The sequence below is a fragment of the Rhodococcus sp. LMD genome (assembly GCF_056108245.1).
This window is the reverse complement of the sequence record NZ_CM148557.1, coordinates 4862496-4882806: the sequence shown is the minus strand read 5'-3', so window position 1 is coordinate 4882806 and position 20311 is coordinate 4862496. Positions and strand designations below refer to the sequence as shown.

The 20311-nt window shown below is 66.5% G+C and carries 15 protein-coding genes; 11 read left to right on the top strand and 4 right to left on the bottom strand.

Features of this window, described 5'->3' with window-relative positions:
* The first annotated feature begins 214 nt into the window (after positions 1-214).
* On the top strand, positions 215-1165 hold the full coding sequence (locus ACWPQI_RS22290) for an alpha/beta fold hydrolase (protein ID WP_010595676.1): 951 nt from the start codon (positions 215-217) through the stop codon (positions 1163-1165).
* Positions 1166-1322: 157 nt separating this feature from the next.
* On the top strand, positions 1323-2690 hold the full coding sequence (locus ACWPQI_RS22285) for an MFS transporter (RefSeq protein ID WP_017679719.1): 1368 nt from the start codon (positions 1323-1325) through the stop codon (positions 2688-2690).
* A gap of 20 nt (positions 2691-2710) precedes the next feature.
* Here ACWPQI_RS22285 and ACWPQI_RS22280 read toward each other — a convergent pair whose 3' ends face one another.
* Positions 2711-3910, bottom strand: a complete 1200-nt coding sequence (locus ACWPQI_RS22280; protein WP_244213192.1) for a PucR family transcriptional regulator — start codon at positions 3908-3910, stop codon at positions 2711-2713.
* 27 nt (positions 3911-3937) lie between these two features.
* Between ACWPQI_RS22280 and ACWPQI_RS22275 the strand changes: the two genes are divergently transcribed.
* The 8 genes from ACWPQI_RS22275 to ACWPQI_RS22240 all read left to right on the top strand — a co-directional run bounded on the left by ACWPQI_RS22275 (position 3938) and on the right by ACWPQI_RS22240 (position 14774).
* Positions 3938-7471: an indolepyruvate ferredoxin oxidoreductase family protein gene (locus ACWPQI_RS22275; protein ID WP_474738505.1), complete on the top strand. Its 3534-nt coding sequence runs from the start codon at positions 3938-3940 to the stop codon at positions 7469-7471.
* Between the two features lie 23 nt (positions 7472-7494).
* Positions 7495-8451 (top strand): 2-hydroxyacid dehydrogenase, encoded by a 957-nt coding sequence (locus ACWPQI_RS22270; RefSeq protein ID WP_010595671.1) that lies wholly within the window; start codon positions 7495-7497, stop codon positions 8449-8451.
* 54 nt (positions 8452-8505) lie between these two features.
* The gene (locus ACWPQI_RS22265; protein ID WP_474738504.1) at positions 8506-10215 is read left to right on the top strand and encodes a dihydroxy-acid dehydratase; all 1710 of its coding nucleotides are present in this window, start codon (positions 8506-8508) and stop codon (positions 10213-10215) included.
* 233 nt (positions 10216-10448) lie between these two features.
* Positions 10449-11609, top strand: coding sequence for an alpha-hydroxy acid oxidase (locus ACWPQI_RS22260; protein WP_234420130.1), 1161 nt, complete (start codon positions 10449-10451; stop codon positions 11607-11609).
* A gap of 82 nt (positions 11610-11691) precedes the next feature.
* Positions 11692-12945, top strand: coding sequence for a hypothetical protein (locus ACWPQI_RS22255; protein ID WP_210063099.1), 1254 nt, complete (start codon positions 11692-11694; stop codon positions 12943-12945).
* Positions 12946-12983: 38 nt separating this feature from the next.
* The gene (locus ACWPQI_RS22250; protein WP_017679716.1) at positions 12984-13790 is read left to right on the top strand and encodes an acyl-CoA thioesterase domain-containing protein; all 807 of its coding nucleotides are present in this window, start codon (positions 12984-12986) and stop codon (positions 13788-13790) included.
* A gap of 155 nt (positions 13791-13945) precedes the next feature.
* Complete coding sequence (locus tag ACWPQI_RS22245; protein WP_010595666.1) at positions 13946-14404, top strand: XRE family transcriptional regulator; 459 nt, start codon at positions 13946-13948, stop codon at positions 14402-14404.
* A 109-nt stretch (positions 14405-14513) separates the two neighbouring features.
* Positions 14514-14774: a HepT-like ribonuclease domain-containing protein gene (locus ACWPQI_RS22240; RefSeq protein ID WP_225223308.1), complete on the top strand. Its 261-nt coding sequence runs from the start codon at positions 14514-14516 to the stop codon at positions 14772-14774.
* Positions 14775-14925: 151 nt separating this feature from the next.
* Here the strand turns inward: ACWPQI_RS22240 and ACWPQI_RS22235 are convergent, their stop codons facing one another.
* The 3 genes from ACWPQI_RS22235 to ACWPQI_RS22225 form a co-directional block, all read right to left on the bottom strand.
* Positions 14926-15525: a DUF2510 domain-containing protein gene (locus tag ACWPQI_RS22235; protein WP_040274672.1), complete on the bottom strand. Its 600-nt coding sequence runs from the start codon at positions 15523-15525 to the stop codon at positions 14926-14928.
* Positions 15526-15706: 181 nt separating this feature from the next.
* Positions 15707-16378: a DUF4352 domain-containing protein gene (locus ACWPQI_RS22230; RefSeq protein ID WP_040274673.1), complete on the bottom strand. Its 672-nt coding sequence runs from the start codon at positions 16376-16378 to the stop codon at positions 15707-15709.
* Between the two features lie 32 nt (positions 16379-16410).
* On the bottom strand, positions 16411-16893 hold the full coding sequence (locus ACWPQI_RS22225; RefSeq protein WP_191902819.1) for a hypothetical protein: 483 nt from the start codon (positions 16891-16893) through the stop codon (positions 16411-16413).
* A gap of 187 nt (positions 16894-17080) precedes the next feature.
* Between ACWPQI_RS22225 and ACWPQI_RS22220 the strand changes: the two genes are divergently transcribed.
* Positions 17081-20281 (top strand): type I restriction endonuclease subunit R, encoded by a 3201-nt coding sequence (locus ACWPQI_RS22220; protein ID WP_017679715.1) that lies wholly within the window; start codon positions 17081-17083, stop codon positions 20279-20281.
* The last annotated feature ends 30 nt before the right edge of the window (positions 20282-20311 follow it).

Here is a 20311-nt window from a genome sequence, read left to right as displayed (position 1 = left end):
ATGCCGTACCTCGAGCGGTGTTTCTGCGTCATGGGCCGGGCATGGAGAAGTCCACGCGCAGGATCGGAGGTCCCGAGCCCTTCTGGGAAACCGCAGAGTTTCTGTGCCGACTCTTCGTATTTCTCAAACTGCTCCGGAGGGGCGGCATGGCAGGCTCGTGGTGCAGATCACGCTCAGGAAGTCGGAGCGTGGGACAGAGGAGATGCAAGTGAGCATGGTGACACTGGAACTCTTTCCGGGTTTCGAGTCTTTCGATGTGGTGACCGGCGACGGCATCAGCATCCACGGGGTGAAGGCAGGAACCGGAGCGCCGATTCTGCTGTTGCACGGGTTCCCGCAGTCGCATGTCATGTGGCACCGGGTCGCACCCGTTCTTGCGGAGCGGTTTACCGTCGTGGCGACGGATCTGCGGGGGTACGGTGACTCGACCCTTCCCGACCCCGACGACAGCCACGCGCCGCACTCCTTCCGTGCCATGGCGTCAGATCAGGTCGCGGTGATGCAGGCCCTCGGGTTCGACGCGTTCACCGTCGTCGGGCACGACCGGGGTGCTCGCACCGCGCATCGGATGGCTGTCGACTACAGCGATGTGGTGTCCGGGATCGTCTTGCTGGACATCATGCCGACCGAATGGGTGTATGCGAACGTCGACTTCGAGCTCGCTCTCGCCTACTACCACTGGTTCATGTTCCCGCAGCTCAACGGACTGCCGGAGAGTTTCCTCGCTCATGATCCCACCGCCTATCTGCATTCGGTGCTGGGGGTCTCCGGATCGAGCGCGGTCGGGGCCAAGGGGGACGTGTATCACCCGGCAGCGCTGGCCGAGTACGAGAGGCTGTTCGGTGACCCTGCGCGCCGTCTCGGCACGATCGAGGACTATCGAGCAGCAGCCACGATCGATCTGCAGCACGACGCACAGAGTCGCGAAGCCGGCCACCTCATCGACTGTCCGTGCTACGTCATGTGGGGGGCGAAGGGCATGGTCGCCCGGTCCGGACGCTCGCCGCTCGAGGTCTGGCGTGAACGTTCCCGCCGTCCGGAACTGGTGGTGGGCCGTGAGCTCGCCGACGCCGGTCATTTCCTCGTCGACGAGTTCCCCGAGCAGGTAGTGGAACTGGTCGCGGATTTCGCAGCGTCCGTGGCACCTGCCTCTCCGCGCGACTGAACCGGCCCGGCCGAGCCGGATCGTAAAACCCAACACACACCGGACGCTGCGATCTCGAGGCGTGCGGTGCGGTGCGCGGCGCCCGCGAACAGCCGGTCGGGCGCCTGTCTGCTTTTCGTAAGGCTTCAGTGCCGTCCACACAACAGGAGGGTGGGTAGTGACCCATCACATCGACGCCGCTCAGGGTGAGGCAATCGAGAAAGCGACCATCGGGCGTATCACCCGGCGTCTGCTTCCGTTCCTGATCCTGCTCTACTTCCTCAACTTCCTCGATCGAGTGAACGTCAGTTTCGCTGCCTTGCAGATGAACTCGGACCTCGGCATGAGTCAGGCCGCTTTCGGTTTCGGGGCAGGCCTGTTCTTCGTAGGGTACTTCGTGTTCGAAGTGCCCAGCAACATGATCCTCCACAAGGTCGGAGCGCGGATCTGGATTGCTCGCATCGCCGTCTCGTGGGGACTGGTCTCTGCTGCAACGGCGTTCGTTCAGAACGAGATTCAGTTCTTCGTTGCGCGGTTTCTGCTCGGCTTCGCCGAAGCGGGCCTACTGCCCGGACTCATCCTGTACCTGACCTACTGGTATCCGGAGCGCCACAGGGCACGGATCGTTGCCCTGCTGTACGTGGCCGTTCCCTTGTCGTCCGTGATCGGCGGACCCCTGTCGACCGCGATCATGCAACATTTCGACGGATTCCTCGGGCTCGCGGGTTGGCGAGCCATGTTCCTGATCGAAGGGTTGCCGACGGTCGTACTCGGTGTCGTCACCTTCTTCTACCTGACCAGCCGGCCCTCACAAGCCGAGTGGCTGACCGAAGACCAACGACGTTGGTTGGAAAACGAACTGGCTGCCGACGGTCCGGAGAGGGTCGAGGGGCACCAGGGGAGTCTGCGCTCGCTCAAGGACGTTCGTGTGGTGAGCATGAGTGTGGTGCTCTTCGGCATCTTCTACGGGTTCTACGGCGTGTCGTTCTTCCTGCCGCAGATGATCTCGGGAATGTCCGAGAGTTGGGGACTGGAATTCTCCCTCGTCCAAGTGGGGCTGATCACGGCGTTGCCGTTCGTTGTGGGCACTGTCGCGATGATCCTCATGAGCCGGCACTCCGACCGCACCGGCGAGCGCATCTGGCACACCGGGATCTCCATGCTCGTCGCCGCGGCCGGCATCACGATCGCGGTAGTGGGTAACTGGTCGCCGTACATCATGCTGGTGGGGATTGCGCTGCTGCTTTCGGGTGTGCTCAGCGCAACATCGACAGCGTGGTCCATTCCCCCACGATTCCTCACCGGCATGGCCCTCGCCGCGGGGATCGGATTGATGAACTCGTTCGCGAACCTGAGCGGATTCATCGGACCGTATGTCGCCGGTTACATGAAGGATGTGACCGGAAGCTTCGACACTCCGATGTACATCATCGGTGCCGTCCTCGTCGGGGCCGCGATCGTTCTGCTCGCGATGCGCCGTGGGCTCGACGACGCGCCTGCGGTCGCCGAAGCGGCGAAACCGGACGAGGTCGTGTCAGGACGATGAGTGTGTGGTGCCCGCAGTCCTCAGCCTTCGAGGCAGCGCAGCGACGCCACGAGACCTTCGACGTCGTGCACGTCCCATCCGGTCAGCTCCCGCCACCGGTCGAGTCGATACTTCACCGTGTTCGGATGCACGCGTAGTTCCCGCGCGCACGCCGACAGGGAGAATCCGCTGGTGGCGAATGCCCGCAACGTTTCGGCGAGCCGATCGTTGCGGGCCGCCACCTCGGTGCCGTGTCGCAGGAGCGGACGCAGGTGAGCAGCCGAGTTGTCGAGAATCGCCATGAGCCAATCCTCGGCCAGCGTGATGCTGCGGCCGAGCTTGCAGGCCCGGGTCAGGACAAGCTGCGCGTCCTTCACGCTGTCCGTCGCCCCCGACAGTCCGGTACGGGTATGACCGACTCCGGCGATCGCGGTGGAGGCGAGCGCGTGCAACCGCTCCAGGAACTCCGGTGCCGCAACATTCTGCAGGACCACCACCATGCGTTCGTCGTCGAACAGTACCGCGCCACCATTGCCGGCGAGTTCCTCGTCGAGGCGAGCAGACAGGTGCCGGGGGAAACCTTCGATACAGGCGACTTGAAAGGGTCCGTCCGGGTCGAATCCGAGGGAGGTGGCGAGCGCGCGATGCTGCAACGCTGTTCCCGAAATCAGGGCATGGAGAAATTCCCGCTGAATCACCGCGCGGGTTGTCGAGTTCGAGCGCAGTTCGTCGGAATGACCCTCCGCCACAGCAGCACTCAAGCGGTGGAACCAGTTCCACAGCAGTGCCACGACGGACAGCAGCGGTTCGCTGGTGCCGGCATTCTCCGCGCGCGACAGCTCGAGCAGTTCGTTCCAGATCTCCCGGTAGGCAATGTGATACGCTTCGATCACATTGCCGAGCGCGATACCCTGTGCGGCACGTCGGCGTCCCAGTTCTCGGGCCCCGGAAATTTGGGACGGACTCGGGGTCCTCTGCTCCTGCAATCCGGCAAGGATTCCTGCCACCTGACCTGCCACCACTTCGCGGTGAGAAGCCGGTGGCACCACCGAGTATTGCGGTACCTCGGATCGGATGCGGTTCACCACGAGGTCGGAGAGCTGCGAGCCTTTGTCGGTGATCTGCGCGAGCAGCGCAACGAGGTGCACCTGGCTCTTCTGCGTTTTGCCCAAATCCGAGGTCTCCTTCTGCGGGATTTCGTCATGGAATTCCGGATCAGACCACTTTAACTTCGTGTTCACGTCCAGTCTTAGGAGAGTGCTACACCGATGTCGTCGATGCCCGCCGCCGAGGCTCTTGCCCGCCGAGTCGATCTCGCCGATCGATTCGCGGCCGCCAACGGCCCAATTCTGCTGACCGGGGTGCAGGCAGTGTGTCGGGTGCCGCTCGACATGCGCCGGATCGACGCGCGCAACGAACTGCGCACCCGAGCCTTCGTCAGCGGCTACCAGGGATCGCCACTGGGGACGCTCGATTTCACCATGCGACCCATTTCGGGGCTGCTGGCGGAGCACGGCGTCGACTTCGTGCCGGGGATGAACGAGTTTCTCGCTGCGACTGCGGTGCAGGGAACTCAGTCGGTGGGGCAGTTGGGTTCGCCGTATGCCGGAGTCTCGGGCTACTGGTACGGCAAGGCACCTGGGGTCGACCAGGCGCTCGACGCGATCCGGCACGGAAACCTGATGGGGACGAGTGCGGACGGCGGGGTCCTGGCCTTCTGCGGTGACGATGCGACGGCGAAATCCTCGACGGTACCGTGCGGTTCGGAAACGGTTCTGCGGTCGGCTCTCGTTCCGACCTTGATGCCGGCCGATGCGCAGGAGGTGCTGCACTGGGGCCTGCACGGTGTGTCGATGTCGCGGGCGAGTGGTGCGTGGGTGGCCATGAAAGTCGCCACCCACGTCGCAGATTCGTTGGCGTGTGTCGAGGCGGACACGGACGGATTCGACCCTGTGTTTCCCCTCGTCGACGGTCGTCGCTACGTCCACGAGGTGATGACCAAGCCGGTGGCAGCGGCCGCGGTGGCCGCGGAACGTAACCTTCTGGAAGTTCGACTGCCCCTCGCCCTCGAATACGCACGACTCAACGGCTTGAACCGGATCGTGGCCTCTGGACGCGATGACGTACTGGGCATCGTCGTTGCGGGGCAGCCGTACCTCGAAGTACGGCAGGCGTTGTCCGACATGGGTCTCGGCGACGACGAAGCGTTGGCCGCGGCCGGGATCCGCCTCCTCAAGATCGGTATGATCTGGCCTCTGGACGAGCAGATCGTGCGTCAGTTCGCCGATGGGTTGAACAAGATCCTGGTGGTCGAAGACAAAGGTCCGTTCCTCGAGACTCTGGTCAAGGAGGCGCTGTACGGTGCCGGGGCCGGCCCGATCGTGATCGGCAAGACCGACCAGCACGGGCATGCCGTGCTGCCGAGCCACGGCGGTGTCGACGCGGACGCGATCACCGGGGCGCTCGCCCCGATGATCCTTGCGAACAAGGATGTCGCTTCGGTGCGCGATCGGCTTCGTCGGCTGGCTCCGCCGTCGAAGCTTCTTCTTCCTCTCACGATCGCCTCCCGCACCCCGTACTTCTGCTCGGGATGCCCGCACAACAGTTCGACGAAGGCGCCCGAAGGGTCGCTGATGGGCGCCGGGATCGGTTGCCACGGTATGACGACGTTCATGGACCCCGAACAAGTCGGCAATGTCACCGGGCTCACACAGATGGGAGGCGAAGGTGCCCAGTGGATCGGACAGCAGGCGTACGTCCACGCAGATCACATCTTCCAGAACCTCGGTGACGGGACGTTGTCGCACTCGGGATTGATGGCGGTCCGGGCCTCGGTCGCCGCCGGGACCAACATCACGTACAAGGTGTTGTACAACTCGACGGTGGCGATGACCGGCGGCCAGGACGCTGTCGGGGAGTACACCGTGCCGAAGCTCGCCGGCACCTTGGCGTCGGAGGGGGTCGAGCGGATCTGCATCACGACCGATCATCCGGAGAACTACAAGGGTGTGCGGCTTCCGGCCAGGACCACCGTCCACGACCGAACCGAACTGCTGACCCTGCAGGAAGAACTGCGAACAGTCCCCGGTACCACCGTGCTCATCCATGACCAGCCCTGTGCTGCAGAACTGCGCCGGCATCGCAAACGCGGCAAGGCGCCGCAACCGGCGGTGCGGGTGGTGATCAACGAGCGGATCTGCGAAGGATGCGGTGACTGCGGCCGCAAATCGAACTGCCTGTCCGTCGTCCCGGTCGACACCGAGTTCGGCCGCAAGACACAGATTCACCAGGCCTCGTGCAATTCCGACCTCACCTGCATGACCGGTGACTGCCCGTCGTTCATGGAGATCGTGCCCGACAAGGACTATGCGGGGCCGCAACGCCCGGCCGCCGCGCCCCTGAGCCACGATGCGCTGCCCGACCCGGCCGGTTCCACCGACGCGCCGGAGGAGTTCAACATCCGCATCACGGGGATCGGCGGTACCGGCATCGTGACGGTCGCGCAGACGCTGGCTGTCGCCGGATACATGGACGGGTTGATGCCGCGCAGCCTCGACCAGGTAGGGCTGTCGCAGAAGGCCGGTCCGGTGGTCAGCGACGTGAAGTTCACACGCGCCGCGCATTCGCTCTCGCCCAAGGTCTCGACCGCGACATGCGACCTGTATCTGGGCTGCGACATCCTGGTCACGGGCCACCCGGACAATCTGGCCGTCGCGGATTCGCAGCGCACCGTTGCGGTGGTGTCCACAGCCGAGGTGCCGAGCGGCGCGATGATTCGTAACCCGGAGACAGCATTCGTCGATCAGGGTCCTCTCACCGGGCGGATCGATGCCCGCACCCGCGCCGACCGCAACACCTACGTCGACGTTCAGCGGTTGTCGCTCGAGCTGTTCGGCAGTGACCAGTACGCGAACATGATGCTCGTCGGAGTGGCGTACCAGGCGGGCGCCTTACCGCTGTCGGCTGCAGCGATCGAACGAGCGATCGAAATCAACGGTGTCTCGGTCGAGACGAATCTGCAAGCGTTCCGGCGGGGGCGTCAGTCGGTCAGCGATCCGGCCGGACTCGACGACGCCCTCGTGCAGCTGGACCCCGCCACCGAGAATCGGAAGACGCCGAGCGCTACCGCGGTGCGACTGGCGGACTCGACCGGTGTGGAGCGCGACACCGAACTGTGGCACACCATCGCGCGCTTCTCCGAGGATCTCATCGACTACCAGAACGCCGAATACGCGCGTCGCTACGTCGACGTGGTGGCCCGAGCCCATACCGCGGAGCGCGACGCCACTCCGGGCGTGAACGACTTCACCGCGGCCGTCGCAGCGAACCTGTATCGGCTGATGGCATACAAGGACGAGTACGAGGTGGCGCGCCTTGCGCTCGATGCAGTCGAACGCAGCAGGATCACGCGAGACTACGGCCCCAAGGCGAAGATCACCTGGAAGCTGCATCCGCCGATCCTGCGGGCGATGGGCATGAAGAACAAGATTTCTCTCGGACCGTGGTTCTCGGTCGTGTACGTCGCGCTTCGCGCGGCGAGAAAGGTGCGCGGTACACGCCTCGACCTGTTCGGCTACACCCGGATGCGACGGCTGGAACGTGAACTGGTCGACGACTACATTCGCGTGATCGACGAACTCGGCAATGCACTCCGCACCGACAACCACGCAGCGGCCGTGGAGGTCGCTTCTGCACCGGACGTGGTGCGCGGCTACGAACACGTCAAGCTCGCCAACGTCGACGAGTACAACGCCCGGCTCACCTCGTTGCGCAGCGGGTTCTTCGAGGGGGTCGCATCGTGACACCCGTTGCACGCCCGGTTCGGGTGCTGGTGGTCGAGCCCTTCCCGGCAGAAGTCGCGGCCGCACTGTCCGCGCGGTTCGACGTGGCCGTACTGTCCGACGGTGCCGCACGCGTCGACGACGCCGACATCGTCGCGTGCTCCTCGCTCGGAACGGTCGACGCGCCTCTGATGGACCGGCTGCCACGTTTGCAGGCCGTGGTGAACCTCGGTGTCGGCATCGACAACATCGACGTCGACCACGCGGCGCAGCGGGGTATCGGGGTGAGCAATACCCCGGGCGTGCTCGACGAATGCGTCGCAGACACCGCGGTCGGACTGCTGATCAACGTTGTGCGCCGATTCCCCGCGGCGGACCGGTACGTTCGGGCCGGGCGGTGGGCAGAAGGCCTGTTCCCGACAACCCGCAACGTCAGCGGAATGCACATCGGCATCGTGGGACTCGGCCGCATCGGTCGTGCCGTCGCCACACGACTGTCGGCGTTCGGGTGTCCGGTCGCCTACCACAATCGTCGTCCCGATCCCGACGTGGCGTACCCGTACGTCGACGATCCGATCGAGCTGGCGTCCCGGTCGGATGCGTTGATCGTCGCCGCGTCCGGCAGCCCCGACAACACCGGGATGATCGACCGCGCAGTGCTGCAGGCCCTCGGCCCGAACGGATACCTGATCAACATAGCCCGAGGACATCTCGTCGACGAGCAAGCTCTCGTCGACCTACTCGGCACCGGCGGGTTGGCAGGTGCCGGCCTCGACGTGTACGTCGACGAACCGAACGTGCCGGAACCGCTGCGCCGGCTCGACAACACCGTGTTGCTGCCGCACGTCGGAAGCGCAACGGAGCGAACCCGCGCCGCGATGGGCGAACTGTTCCTCGACAACCTTCGGCAGTTCCTCACCGACGGCACGTTCGTCACACCTGTCGTCGCGCCCCGCGGCGGTGCGACCGCACAGTTCGAACCGTCGCCGATCGACCGGTGAACGGTGGGCTGCACAGCCCGTCGAATCACATCTTCGTCACTGGATTGGAAAAACATGCCTGACTACAGATCTCGGATCGTCACTCGCGGTGTGGAGCGGACCCTGCACCGTTATCAGTTGCGGGCGACCGGCCTCGACGACCGGGCCATCGATCAGCCGTTCATCGGTGTCGCTCATACGTCGGGCGAGGTCAGCCCGTGCTCACAGTCACTGAAGTCCCAGGTCGACGCCGCCAAGCTAGGTGTCGAGGTCGGTGGAGGCACCGCGCGGGAGTTCTCCACGATCTCGGTGTCCGATGTGCTCACGCAGAATCACGAGGGCATGCGATATTCACTGATGTCGCGGGAAGCCATCGCCGACTCCGTGGAGATCGTGATGCGCGCCCAGCAGTACGACGCGCTGGTCGGCGTGGGGGCGTGTGACAAGACCATCCCCGGCATGCTGATGGCGATGGTGCGGTTGAACGTGCCGAGTCTGTTCCTGCACGGCGGCACGATGCTGCTCGGATTCGTCGACGGTAAGCCGACCAATCCTCTGTCGGTCCTCGAAGGCATCGGAAAGGTACAGGCGGGCCTGATGGCTGCCGACGAGTTGGAGCGCATGGCGCACGACGTCCAGTCGACCGTCGGCTCGTGCCCCGGTCAATTCTCGTCCGGAACAGGTGGTGCCTATGCGGAGACCCTGGGTCTGGCACCGCTGGGAACCACGACCATTCCCGCGGCATACACCGAACGTCAGGCGGTGGCCCGCCGTGCCGGTGAGCAGCTGATGGAAAACCTGCGCCGGGGCGGCCCGCTGCCCCGTGAAGTGGTGACCCGGCGGAGCCTCGAGAACGCGGCAGCGGTGGTGGCTGCGACCGGCGGCACGACGAACGCGGCACTGCACCTGCCGGCGATCGCCCACGAAGCCGGAATCGACTTCCGGATGAAGGATCTCGCGGAGGTCTTCCGACGCACGCCGCACATCGCGGCACTCACGCCCGGTGGCCCGTACGTGCCGCACGACCTGCACCGGATCGGGGGAGTCCCCGTGGTGCTCAAGGCGCTGCTGGACGGGGGGTACCTCCACGGTGACGCACTGACGTTCGACGGCCGGTCGCTTGCCACCGCGCTCGCCGACGTCGCCGAGCCCGACGGTGATGTGGTGCGGAGCACCGACGATCCGATCCGCGCTTCCGGCGGTCTGGTCGTTCTGACCGGAAGTCTGGCCCCGGACGGAGCCGTGATCAAGGTGTCGGCGGCACCGAAACTCTCGTTCGAGGGAACAGCACGTGTCTTCGAATCCGAGCAGGACGCGTACCGAGCCGTCCGGCGGCGCGAGTACACCGAGGGAGATGTCGTCGTCATCCGTAACGAAGGTCCCAAGGGCGGTCCTGGCATGCGGGAGATGCTGAGCGTGACATCCGCGATCGTCGGTCAGGGTATGGCGGAGAAGACGGCGCTGGTGACCGACGGGCGGTTCTCCGGTGGCACCCGTGGGCTGTGTGTGGGCCACGTGTGCCCGGAGGCTGCGGACGGCGGACCGATCGCACTCGTGGAGAACGGTGACCGAATTCGTATCGACGCAGTGGCAGGAACGATCGAGTTGCTGGTCGCCCACAGCGAACTCGAACGCCGGCGCCGCGAGCTGACGCCCCGGCACCGGGAAACACCGTTGGCCGGAGCCTCCGAGAAGTACGCTCGTCTGGTGGGGTCTGCGGACAGGGGAGCAGTCACTCACAGCGGAAACCTGAAGTGGGAGATCGAAACACCCGAAAACGAGTGACCCGTCGCAATCGAGACGCATCACGCGGGCCGCTTCGGCGACTCGGCATCGGCTTCGCATCATCGGCGAGAAAGAAGTTCACTTCGGACATGGTGACGACACGGGTACGCACTGCACTTCGAAACCTTCCCTACTTGTGGAGCATGCTCGACCTCCGCTTTCCCAAGTCCGATCCCGCCGAACGCGTACTCGACCGGTGTCCGACCATCGAAGACCTCAGGGAAGCGGCACGCGTGCGCACCCCTCGTCCGGTGTTCGACTTCGTCGACGGTGCTGCCGGTACCGAGAGCGGTAAGGTGCGGGCGCTGGAAGCATTCGATCGCGTGTACAACCATCCCGGCCCGGTCGGCGCCACAGCCGGTATCGATATCGATCTCTCGGTCGAGGTGTTCGGAAAGCGCCAGGCCGTGCCGCTCGTGCTCGGACCGACCGGGTTCACCAGGCTCGCGCACACGGCGGGGGAATCGGCTGTGGCCAAGGCCGCAGGAGCCGCCGGCATCCCGTACACGCTGTCGACTCCGGCCACGTGTTCCATCGAAGACATCGCTCGAATCGATCCGCGGCCCGATCTGTGGTTCCAGCTCTATGTGTTGCGGGATCGAGTCTTGACGCTCGACCTGGTGCGTCGAGCCGAAACTGAGGGATACCGCGTTCTCGTACTGACCGTCGATACGCCGGTCGCCGGGGACCGACGCCGCGACAGCCGAAACGGATTCTCCATCCCGGCGAAGGTCGGATTCGGGAGCATGGTGCGGATGGCACGGCACCCGGGGTGGCTCACAGGAGCAGCGACGTCGGAACCGCTCGACTTGGCGTCGTTCCCGCTGGCAGGGAAGGGCGACATGTGGTCGCGGCTCCAGGCTGTCACGGACTCGAACTTCGGTTTCGACGAAATCTCGTGGGTACGTGCAGCATGGGACGGACCGCTTGTCGTCAAGGGAATACTCGACCCGCAGTTGGCCCGTCGGGCCGTCGACCTCGGTGCCGACGGCGTCGTCGTTTCGAACCACGGCGGCCGCCAACTCGATCGGACCGTCGCCCCGCTGGACGCGCTCGAGCCGATCGTGGACGCCGTAGGCGCCGACGCATCGGTTTTTCTCGACGGCGGCGTACGCGAGGGCGCGGACATCGCCGCAGCCGTTGCTCTCGGCGCGACCGCAGTTTTCGTCGGCCGCCCCTACCTCTACGGCCTCATGGCGGCCGGGGAGCGCGGGGTCGGGCACGCGATCGAGATCTTCCGTCACGGCCTCGACCACCACCTTCGGCTTCTCGGCGTCGACGCGGTGGCGAAGTTGGATCGACGTCACGTCACCCTGGCGCCGAGCCCCCTCGGGGATTCGATGTCGACCCGCTTCGATCCGGCCGCACCGGGGACTGTGCCGGTGATCGGATAGTTTTCGATGCGCGACGGGGGCATTTCGAAGGCACCGGTGCGTCGAACCCATCCGGAGCGGACCTCCCTGGGAAGGTGACACAGTGGCGTCTTCGGTCCGGTATGTCCTTCTCGTCGTCGGCGGCTTCACCGCGGGGCTGGTGCTGGCCGCCCCGAGCGTCGACACCTATCCCTTGGCCGACGGGTTTCTGCCCGGCCCGGTGTTCACCTCCGACGTCGCCGCCGCCGCAGCCGGGGGGCTCGCGGCGCTGGCGGTGGCGGCATCGATTCGTCGGCGCGCGCTTGCGCCCGCCCTGGTCGGGGCGATGGTCGTGGCCGTCGTCGCGCTGCCGGGAGGGTGGCGGTTCGACATGTACGCCGCGACGATCGGCGCGGGCCTGCTGCTCGGCGCGCTCGTCGTGCTGGGCACCGGAAAGCTGCACGCCGCCCTCGTCGGAGCGGTGGTGGCCGGGCTGCTGACGGCCGAGCCGCTCGCACAGTTCCGTGAGCTGGACTCGGCGCCTCAGCGGTACGCGTCCTACCTGGCAGCGAGCGTGCAACCGGTCAATGCCGTGTGGCTGCCGCTGGCGATCGTGACTGCCGTCGCGGCGGGGGTGCTGGCGCTGACCGCCCGAAACGACACGGTGCCGGTCGACGCGCCCCGGGCCCGCGGGCGGGAGGTGGCCGTCGGTATCGGTGTGCCGATCCTCGGGGTGGGGCTGTACTGGTCGTTCCACCACGCGCTGTTCTCTCTGGACGATGCCGGGGAAGGGCGATGGTTGCTGGGCCTGGTGGCGGTGCCGGTGCTCATCGCCGCGGCGCTGTGGCTGCGGGGACGGACGGGGGCGGTGCTCCTGGCGGCGACGGCGGTGGTCGTCGCCGTGGGCGGTACCGTCTCGTGGTCGCCGGCGGCGTGGCCGGCGCTGCTGATCGCGCCGGCTCTTGTGGCCGTCGGTGTGTGGCTGGGTCGCCGCAGGCCGATCCCGCTGATCGGTGTCGGTCTGCTCGCGCTCGCCGCGGCTGCCGGGATCTTCGATCGTCCCCCGTGGGACAACGCGAATTTTGTGGCGACGATCCTTGTGGTGCCGTTCGCCGCCGCGTACTCGATCGTCGCGTCACTGCCGTCGACGGCGCCCGTGACCGCCACCTCGCTGACCCTGCTGGCGGTGCTGGCGCTGCCGCTGCTCGCGCAGTTCGGGTGGACGGCCTACACCCCGCTCACCGACGACCCGGCCGGGTGGAGCCCGAGTGCGTGGACGTGGACGTCGGTGGGTGCGACGACCGCCGCCGTCCTGGCCTGCGGTGCGGCGATGGCATGGCTTCGATACCGCAGCGCGAGCGAGGACGTCGGAACCTGACCGGGAGCCGCGGAAACGGACACTGCGAGAATCCGAGCATGCCTGACTCCACGCGCGGATACTTCACCGAATCCGACGGCACGTACCTTCCCACGAAGTACGCCGTCAGCCCCTGGTCGTCGACCATGCTGGCCGGGCCGTGCGTGACCGGCCTGCTCGCCCGGGAGCTCGACAAGGACCACGGTCCCGACGGGTTCGTCCCCGCCCGGCTCACCGTCGACCTGTTCCGGCCGGTGCAGAACGCGCCCGTGCGGTTCGAGACGACCCGCGTGCGCGACGGCAACCGCATCCGCGTCGCCGACGCCTACCTCATCCAGGGCGACGACGTCACCGCCCGCGGAACCGTCGTCTACCTGCGCCCGTCCGAGCAGCCGCCGGGCACGGTGTGGACCCGGGACGAGCACCCGACGCCGCCCGCCGAGGCGTTCGACGGCCCGGAGACCGGATTCGCGCGCACCTGGTTCGGCAGCGACGCGCACCCCGAGGGCTGGTCGCAGGTGCGGGCCGAGCACCAGAACGCGAGCCGGAAACGCATGTGGTCCCGGCAGATTCCGGTGCTCGTGGGGGAGGAGATGTCGCCGTTCGTGCGGACCGCGGTCGTCGGCGAGGGCACCAGTTTCATGGCCAACTGGAGCGACGAGGGCGTCGGCTTCATCAACGGCGATCTCACCCTGACCCTCTCGCGGCTGCCCGTCGGCACCGAGGTCGGCGTCGAAGCCGACCACCACCTCAGCGCCGACGGCGTCGCGGTGGGCACCTCGGTGCTGTTCGACCGGCTCGGCCCGTTCGGGACGGGCGCCGTCACGTGCCTGGCGAACGCTCGTCGTCAGGTGAACTTCGGTTGAGCGGCACTGTGCCGAGCGTGCAGTTCTCGTGGTGGTTGCCCGGCGAGTCGTCACGAGAACTGCACATTCGAGCGAACCCGTGACTCCCCGGGGGGCATGGGCCGCATCCGGCCCACATCGCTTCAAGCGATAACAACACCTGTTATCGTGATGTCGTGGCTGTCGGCTTCGGTGACTTCGTTCGCATCCGGCGGGGGATTCTGGGTCTCTCGCAGCGGGAGCTCGCCGAGCGCTCCGGCATCAAGCAACCCCTGATCGCCGCGATCGAGACAGGACGACGGCAGCCGTCCGAGCCGGCTCGTTCGGCGCTGACGGCAGCCCTGCCCGTTCGTCCCTCCGAGGCTCTGGCAGCCCGACGTGGAGAAGTGTGCGAGCTCTTCGCCGAGGCAGGGCTGCCGAACCCGAGGGTGTTCGGATCTGTGGCGCGCGGCGACGACGACTTCGCCTCGGATATCGACCTCATCGTGGATTTCAGCGATCGCCACGACATCGTCGATCTGCTCGAGTTGCAGCAAGCTTTGGAAGACCTGCTCACCGTGCGGGTCGAGATCGTCGACGGGCGAGCCGGGGGGCGCGTGGGGGACCGCGCCCGAAAGGAAGCCGTGGCGCTGTGACGTCGGAGAACTTGTGACGCCGGAGAAATATGCGGATGAGCGCGTTCGCCGTCGTTTGCAGGACCTCGCCGATTTCGCGGCAGACGCGTCCTACACGGTGGGACTCGGCTTGGAGGCCTACCTGGAGGACAGTCCCCACGGGCGCGTGCTGCGGAACAACGGTCGGCACATCCTGATCCAGGTGGCCACGGTCGTCGAGAAGTTGCCGGAGACGTTCAAGTCCGAGTTCCCCGGCGTCGACTGGGTTGCGATCGGACGGATGCGAAACCTGATCGCACACCACTACGACAAGGTGAACGACCGTCTCGTGTACTCGGCCCTGGCGACGCGGATTCCCGAGCTGAGCGCCACGCTGGGACTGCGCCACTGAGCTCGGCCCTCTGCCGCTCGCCTCGCAGTCTGGACGGCGCCGTACATCGACAACCGTCGCTTTCGTTGTCGATGTACGGCGCAGGTGTGGAGGGACGGGCGTAACGTCCTGAGGTGCGACAGGACGCCGAAGCGTGCGGCTGTCGTCGTCGCTACGGCGCCCCGAACCCGTAGGTGAAGCTGCCCGTCGTCCAGTTCATCGTCGCGTGGTACTTGTACCCGCTCATCGTGCCGTCGCCGTTGTCCTCGGTCGCCACGAAGCACTCGAACACCGTCGTCGTCTCGGTGAGGTTGTCGGTGGACCCGCCGTTGACGGGTGAGCAGGTCACCTCGATCACCGGCCCGTCGAACATTCCGTTGTCGATGTGCTTGTTCGCCATCTGCTCCACACTCGACTCGATCTCCGAGACGGAGCGCGCGCGGGAGGCGCGCTCGGCGTTGTCGCGCTGCTGCTGCGCCGCCTTCTCTGCGGCCTGACGTTCCGCTTCGCGCTGTGCAGCTTCCTCTGCCGCCGCGACCTGTGCCGCAACCTGGGCGTCGTGATTCAGCTTCCAGGTGAGCGCCCCACCACCCACGGCGAGCAGCAGGACTGCCAGCATGATCAGGAGCGGCTTCTTCCTGATTCGGCGCTTCTTGCCGTCGACGGCACCGGAGCCGGGGAAGTCCAGCCACCGGGTGCCGTCCCAGTAACGCTGTCCCCCGTTCGGATCGGGGTACCAGCCGGCGGGTGCGGGCGTCTTGTCGTCCGACATCGTCTTGCCCTTCGTCTGAGAATCGACCGCAGGAGCGAGTGAGTGTGCCGCTCCTGAGGTGGTGAGCGATGCATTCGCTCGGGATGGGAGGGGGCCGGACGAGCGATACATTCGCTCGCTCCCCGAGCCGGGGAAGTGCCGGTGCGCCCGACCCCTCGCGGGCGCACCGGCCCCGGGGACGTCACCGCAGGGAGACGGTGACTCCGCCGGAGAACATGGAGTCGTGCAGTTCGATCGAGGCGGGAACCGCATCGACCGGCATGTCGAACACGACCGGCATCGTGACGGTGTTGCCGGGGTTGATCTCGTCCCAGAACGCGACGTCGGTCTCCAGGTTCAGCGCGGCGGACGTGTCCGGGCTGAACGTGCGGCCCTGGGAGTCGATCAACTTCTGATCGCTCGGGCTCAGACCCTTCGGCTGATCGGAGATGTTGGAGACCGTCATCGTCACGATGACGAACTGGCCCTGGGCTTCCTCGGCCAGGAACTGGTTGTCGCCCAACGTGGTCAGCCCGGTCTGCACCTCGGTGACGACGAACTCGAACTTGCCGTCGCGCACCGGGGTGTCGAGCCCCGCGGCCGGCTGCTCGGCCTGGGTGGGGCGGGACGGTGCCGACTCCCGATCTTCCCGGGTCTGCCCGGCCGACGGCGCGGTCGCCGCGGAGGAGTCCTCTTCGTCACCGCCGGACACGCCGGCAATCACGAACAGCGCGACGACGGCTCCGACGACCCACGGCCACTTCTTGCGCTTCTTCTGCGGCGGCTGCGGCTGGGCAGCCGAGTTCTGCCAGCCCGGGTACTGCGGGGCCTGGAAGCCCTGCGGCGGCTGGATACGCGGATCGTTCTGGTTCACGACAAACCTGCTTTCGAATGGAAGATGGGTGATCAGTCGCCGAGGCTGAGGGAGATGCCGTCCTCGGCTTCGGACGCGGTGAACGAGATGCCTCCGCGGTGGGAGATCTCCACCTCGTAGAAGGCGGCCCCACGCGGGACGTCCGCGACGGCAAACGTGAAGATGCAGCTGTCGCCCATGTCGATGCTGCCGTCGAGCCGGTCTTTGGCGAGGAGGGTGCCGGACTGGTCCGAGACAGTCACCGCCGCCGCGGGGGACATGTCGGAGCAGCCACCCTCGCCCTCGCAGTCGAACTGCGTCGCGGAACTGGGGGTGAATCCGTCCTGCAGCGTCATCGTGCCGCCCACCGTGAACGAGTCCGGGCCGGCGATGTTCCGCACCACGAGCACGACCCCCGTCACCAGCGCACCGACGGCGAGGGCGGCGGCGACGCCGACGGTGAAACCCCGACGGAAGGCGCGCCGGGACGAATCGACCTCGGCCGCAGGGGCGGGATGAAGGCTCGGGTACGTCACAAGATCTCCTCGATCGAGCGGTGCGGGACGCTCCCAGCTTCGACCCGAGTAGCTCAATCGCAGTACCTTGAACGCGATAACGCGGGTTATCAATCGACTGATAGCGCCCCGTGCAATCGACGACAAGTCTCGACAGATCACCGCCCGCCTGCTCGCTCGACGCGAGCCGACCTCTTAAGTTGGTGCCATGGCAGACATCCTGGATTTCACGGGCCACAGCCTGAACGAGTCGGTGTGGGAGCAGCTCGCGCTCGACACCCTCGGCGAACTGGGCTGGCGTCCCGTGTCCGGAGTGGACATCGCCCCTGGCAGCGGGGAACGCTCGTCGTGGGACGACTTGGTGATCGAGCCGCGCCTGCGCACGGCGCTCGCCCGGCTGAACCCCGACCTGCCGCCCCAGGTGATCGAGCAGGCCGTGGACGTGGTCACCACCGCCGGATCCACCGACGCGATCTCGGAGAATCGCGCCGTGCACGCATACCTCACCGAAGGCTTGCGCAAGATCAACTATGTCGACGACAGCGGCGTGGAGGTCACACCCACGATCCGCCTGATTTCCGTGGACCCGGACGACAACGACTGGCTCGCCGCGCGTCAGGTGACCGTAATCCGCGGCGACCATGAGCGCCGCTTCGACGTGGTTCTGTACCTCAACGGGATGCCCGTCGCGGTGATCGAACTGAAGAACGCCGGCAGCGAGCATGCCGGGCTCAACGGTGCCCACGCCCAGCTGCACACCTACCTACGAGAGTTCCCGCTCGCGTTCCGCTTTGTCGTCGTCGCGCTCGTCTCCGACGGCATCACCGCCAAGTACGGGACGCCCTTCACCCCGTACGAACACTTCTCCCCCTGGAACGTCGATGACGACGGCCGCCCGATCGAACCCACCGGCGACCACACAGCCCTAGACGTCGCCCTGTACGGGCTGTTCAACCTCGAACGGTTCCTGCAGCTCGTACGCGACTTCACGGCGTTCGATCAGAGCGAGGGCGGGCTGATCAAGCGCATCGCCAAGCCGCACCAGTACTTCGCCGTCACCAAAGCCGTCGCGTCGACCGTGCACGCCGTCGACTCCGAGGGCAAGGCCGGCGTCGTCTGGCATACCCAGGGCTCCGGTAAGTCGATGGAAATGGAGCTGTACGCGAACCAGGTGATCCGCCACCCCCGGCTCGCCAACCCGACCGTCGTCGTCATCACCGACCGCAACGAACTCGACGGCCAACTCTACGAGACGTTTCTGCGCTCCCAGCTGCTCCCCGAGAAGCCGCGGCAGATTCGGCGCCGTGACGAACTCCGACAGGAACTGTCCGGCCGGACAACCGGCGGGATCTACTTCACGACCCTGCAGAAATTCGGGCGCAGCCGTGACGAACGCGAATCCGGCCACAGCCACCCCCTCCTCTCGGCCCGGCGCAACGTCATCGTCATCGTCGACGAGGCGCACCGCAGCCACTACGACAACCTCGACGGCTACGCGCGCCACCTGCGCGACGCGCTGCCGCACGCGACCCTCATCGCCTTCACCGGCACGCCCGTCTCGTTCGAGGACCGGGACACCCGGGCGGTGTTCGGCGACTACATCGACGTCTACGACCTCACCCGTGCGGTCGAGGACGGCGCCACCGTCCCGGTCCACTTCGAAAGCCGGCTGGTCAAGGTCGCGTTCGCCGGCGACGTGACCGAGGAGCAGATCGACGCGTCCGCCGACGAACTCACCGTCGGACTCGACGACACCGACCGCGACCGCATCGAGAAGTCCGTCGCGGTCGTCAACGCCGTCTACGGCGCGCCGGCCCGGCTGCACAAGCTCGCCGCCGACCTCGTCGAGCACTGGGAGAGTCGCCGCGAGCAGATGGCCAAATTCGTCGGGTCCGACGACAACCCCACCGCGCCCGGCAAGGCCCTGATCGTGTGCGCGACCCGCGAGATCTGCGCCAATCTCTACGACGAGATCGTCGCGCTGCGCCCGGATTGGCATTCGGACGAGATCTCCAGCGGGCGAATCAAAGTCGTCTACTCGGGAACCGCGGCCGATCAGCCGCCGATCGACAGACATGTGCGCCGCGACTCGGCGAACGCCGCGATCAAGAAGCGACTCAAGGACATCGATGACGAGCTCGAAATCGTCATCGTCAAGGACATGCTCCTCACCGGCTTCGATGCGCCGCCGCTGCACACCCTCTACCTCGACCGGCCGTTGAAGGGTGCGCTGCTCATGCAGGCCCTCGCCCGGGTCAACCGCACCTTCCGCGGCAAGCGCGACGGGCTGCTCGTGGCCTACGCGCCCGTCGCCGACAACCTCGCCGAGGCGCTGGCCGAGTACACGGCGACCGATCAGGAGACCAAACCGCTGGGCCGGCCGATCGAGGAGTCCGTCGACGCCGTCAAGAACCTGCTCACGGTGCTCGCGAACATGCTGCACGGTTTCGACTGGCGGTCGCGCCTCCGGTCCGCCACCGGACCGCGTAGCTATATCGAAGCCGTGCTCGCCACCGTGAACTACCTGCGCGACCCGAAGCTTCCGGAGAACCGGGTGCCGGAAGGGGACGAGACTCTTGCGGCCCGCTTCCGGAAATTCTCCTCCCAACTGTCCCGTTCCTGGGCGATCTGCGGCACCCATCCCGATCTGGGAGGGCTGGCCGCCGACGCGAAGTTCTTCGAGGAAGTCCGCGTCTACATGGCGAAGTTCGACGCCGAGGATCGGCAGGCGCGGGGGCTCGCTGTTCCGGAGGACGTGCGGCGCGCCTTGCGTCAGCTCATGGCCGCCTCGGTCGAATCGGGCGAGGTACTCGACATCTACGACGCCGCCGGCATTCCGCGGCCCTCGCTCACCGAACTCAATGCGGAGTTCCTGGCACGGGCCGAACACGCGAAGAACCCGAACCTCGCGATCGAGGCGCTTCGCAAGCTCATCAACGAGGAGGCGCGAAAGGTCGCACGGCACAATCTGGTACGTCAGCGAGCGTTCTCACAACGCCTGCAGGAGCTGATGAACAAGTACACCAATTCGCAGCTCACCTCGGCGGAGGTGATCGCCGCGCTGGTCGAGGTCGCGCAGGAGGTGCAGGCCGAGGGCGACCGCGGCCGCCGCTTCGATCCGCCGCTGGACTGGCACGAACTCGCCTTCTACGACGCCGTGGCCCAGAACGAATCCGCCGTCACCGAGCAGGGCGACGATGTGCTCGCCCAGATCGCCCGGGAACTCGTCGCCGTCATGCGTCGCGACGTCAGGACCGACTGGCGCGTGCGGGCCGACGTCAAGGCCAAGTTGCGCTCGCAGATCAAGCGGCTGCTCACGCGGTACAAATACCCGCCGGATCGGCAGGCAGGCGCGATCAAGCTGGTACTCGAACAGATGGAGGCGATCGCTCCGACGATGGCGGCGTGAGGGTGCGTTCTGCGCGCGCGTACTGGAGGG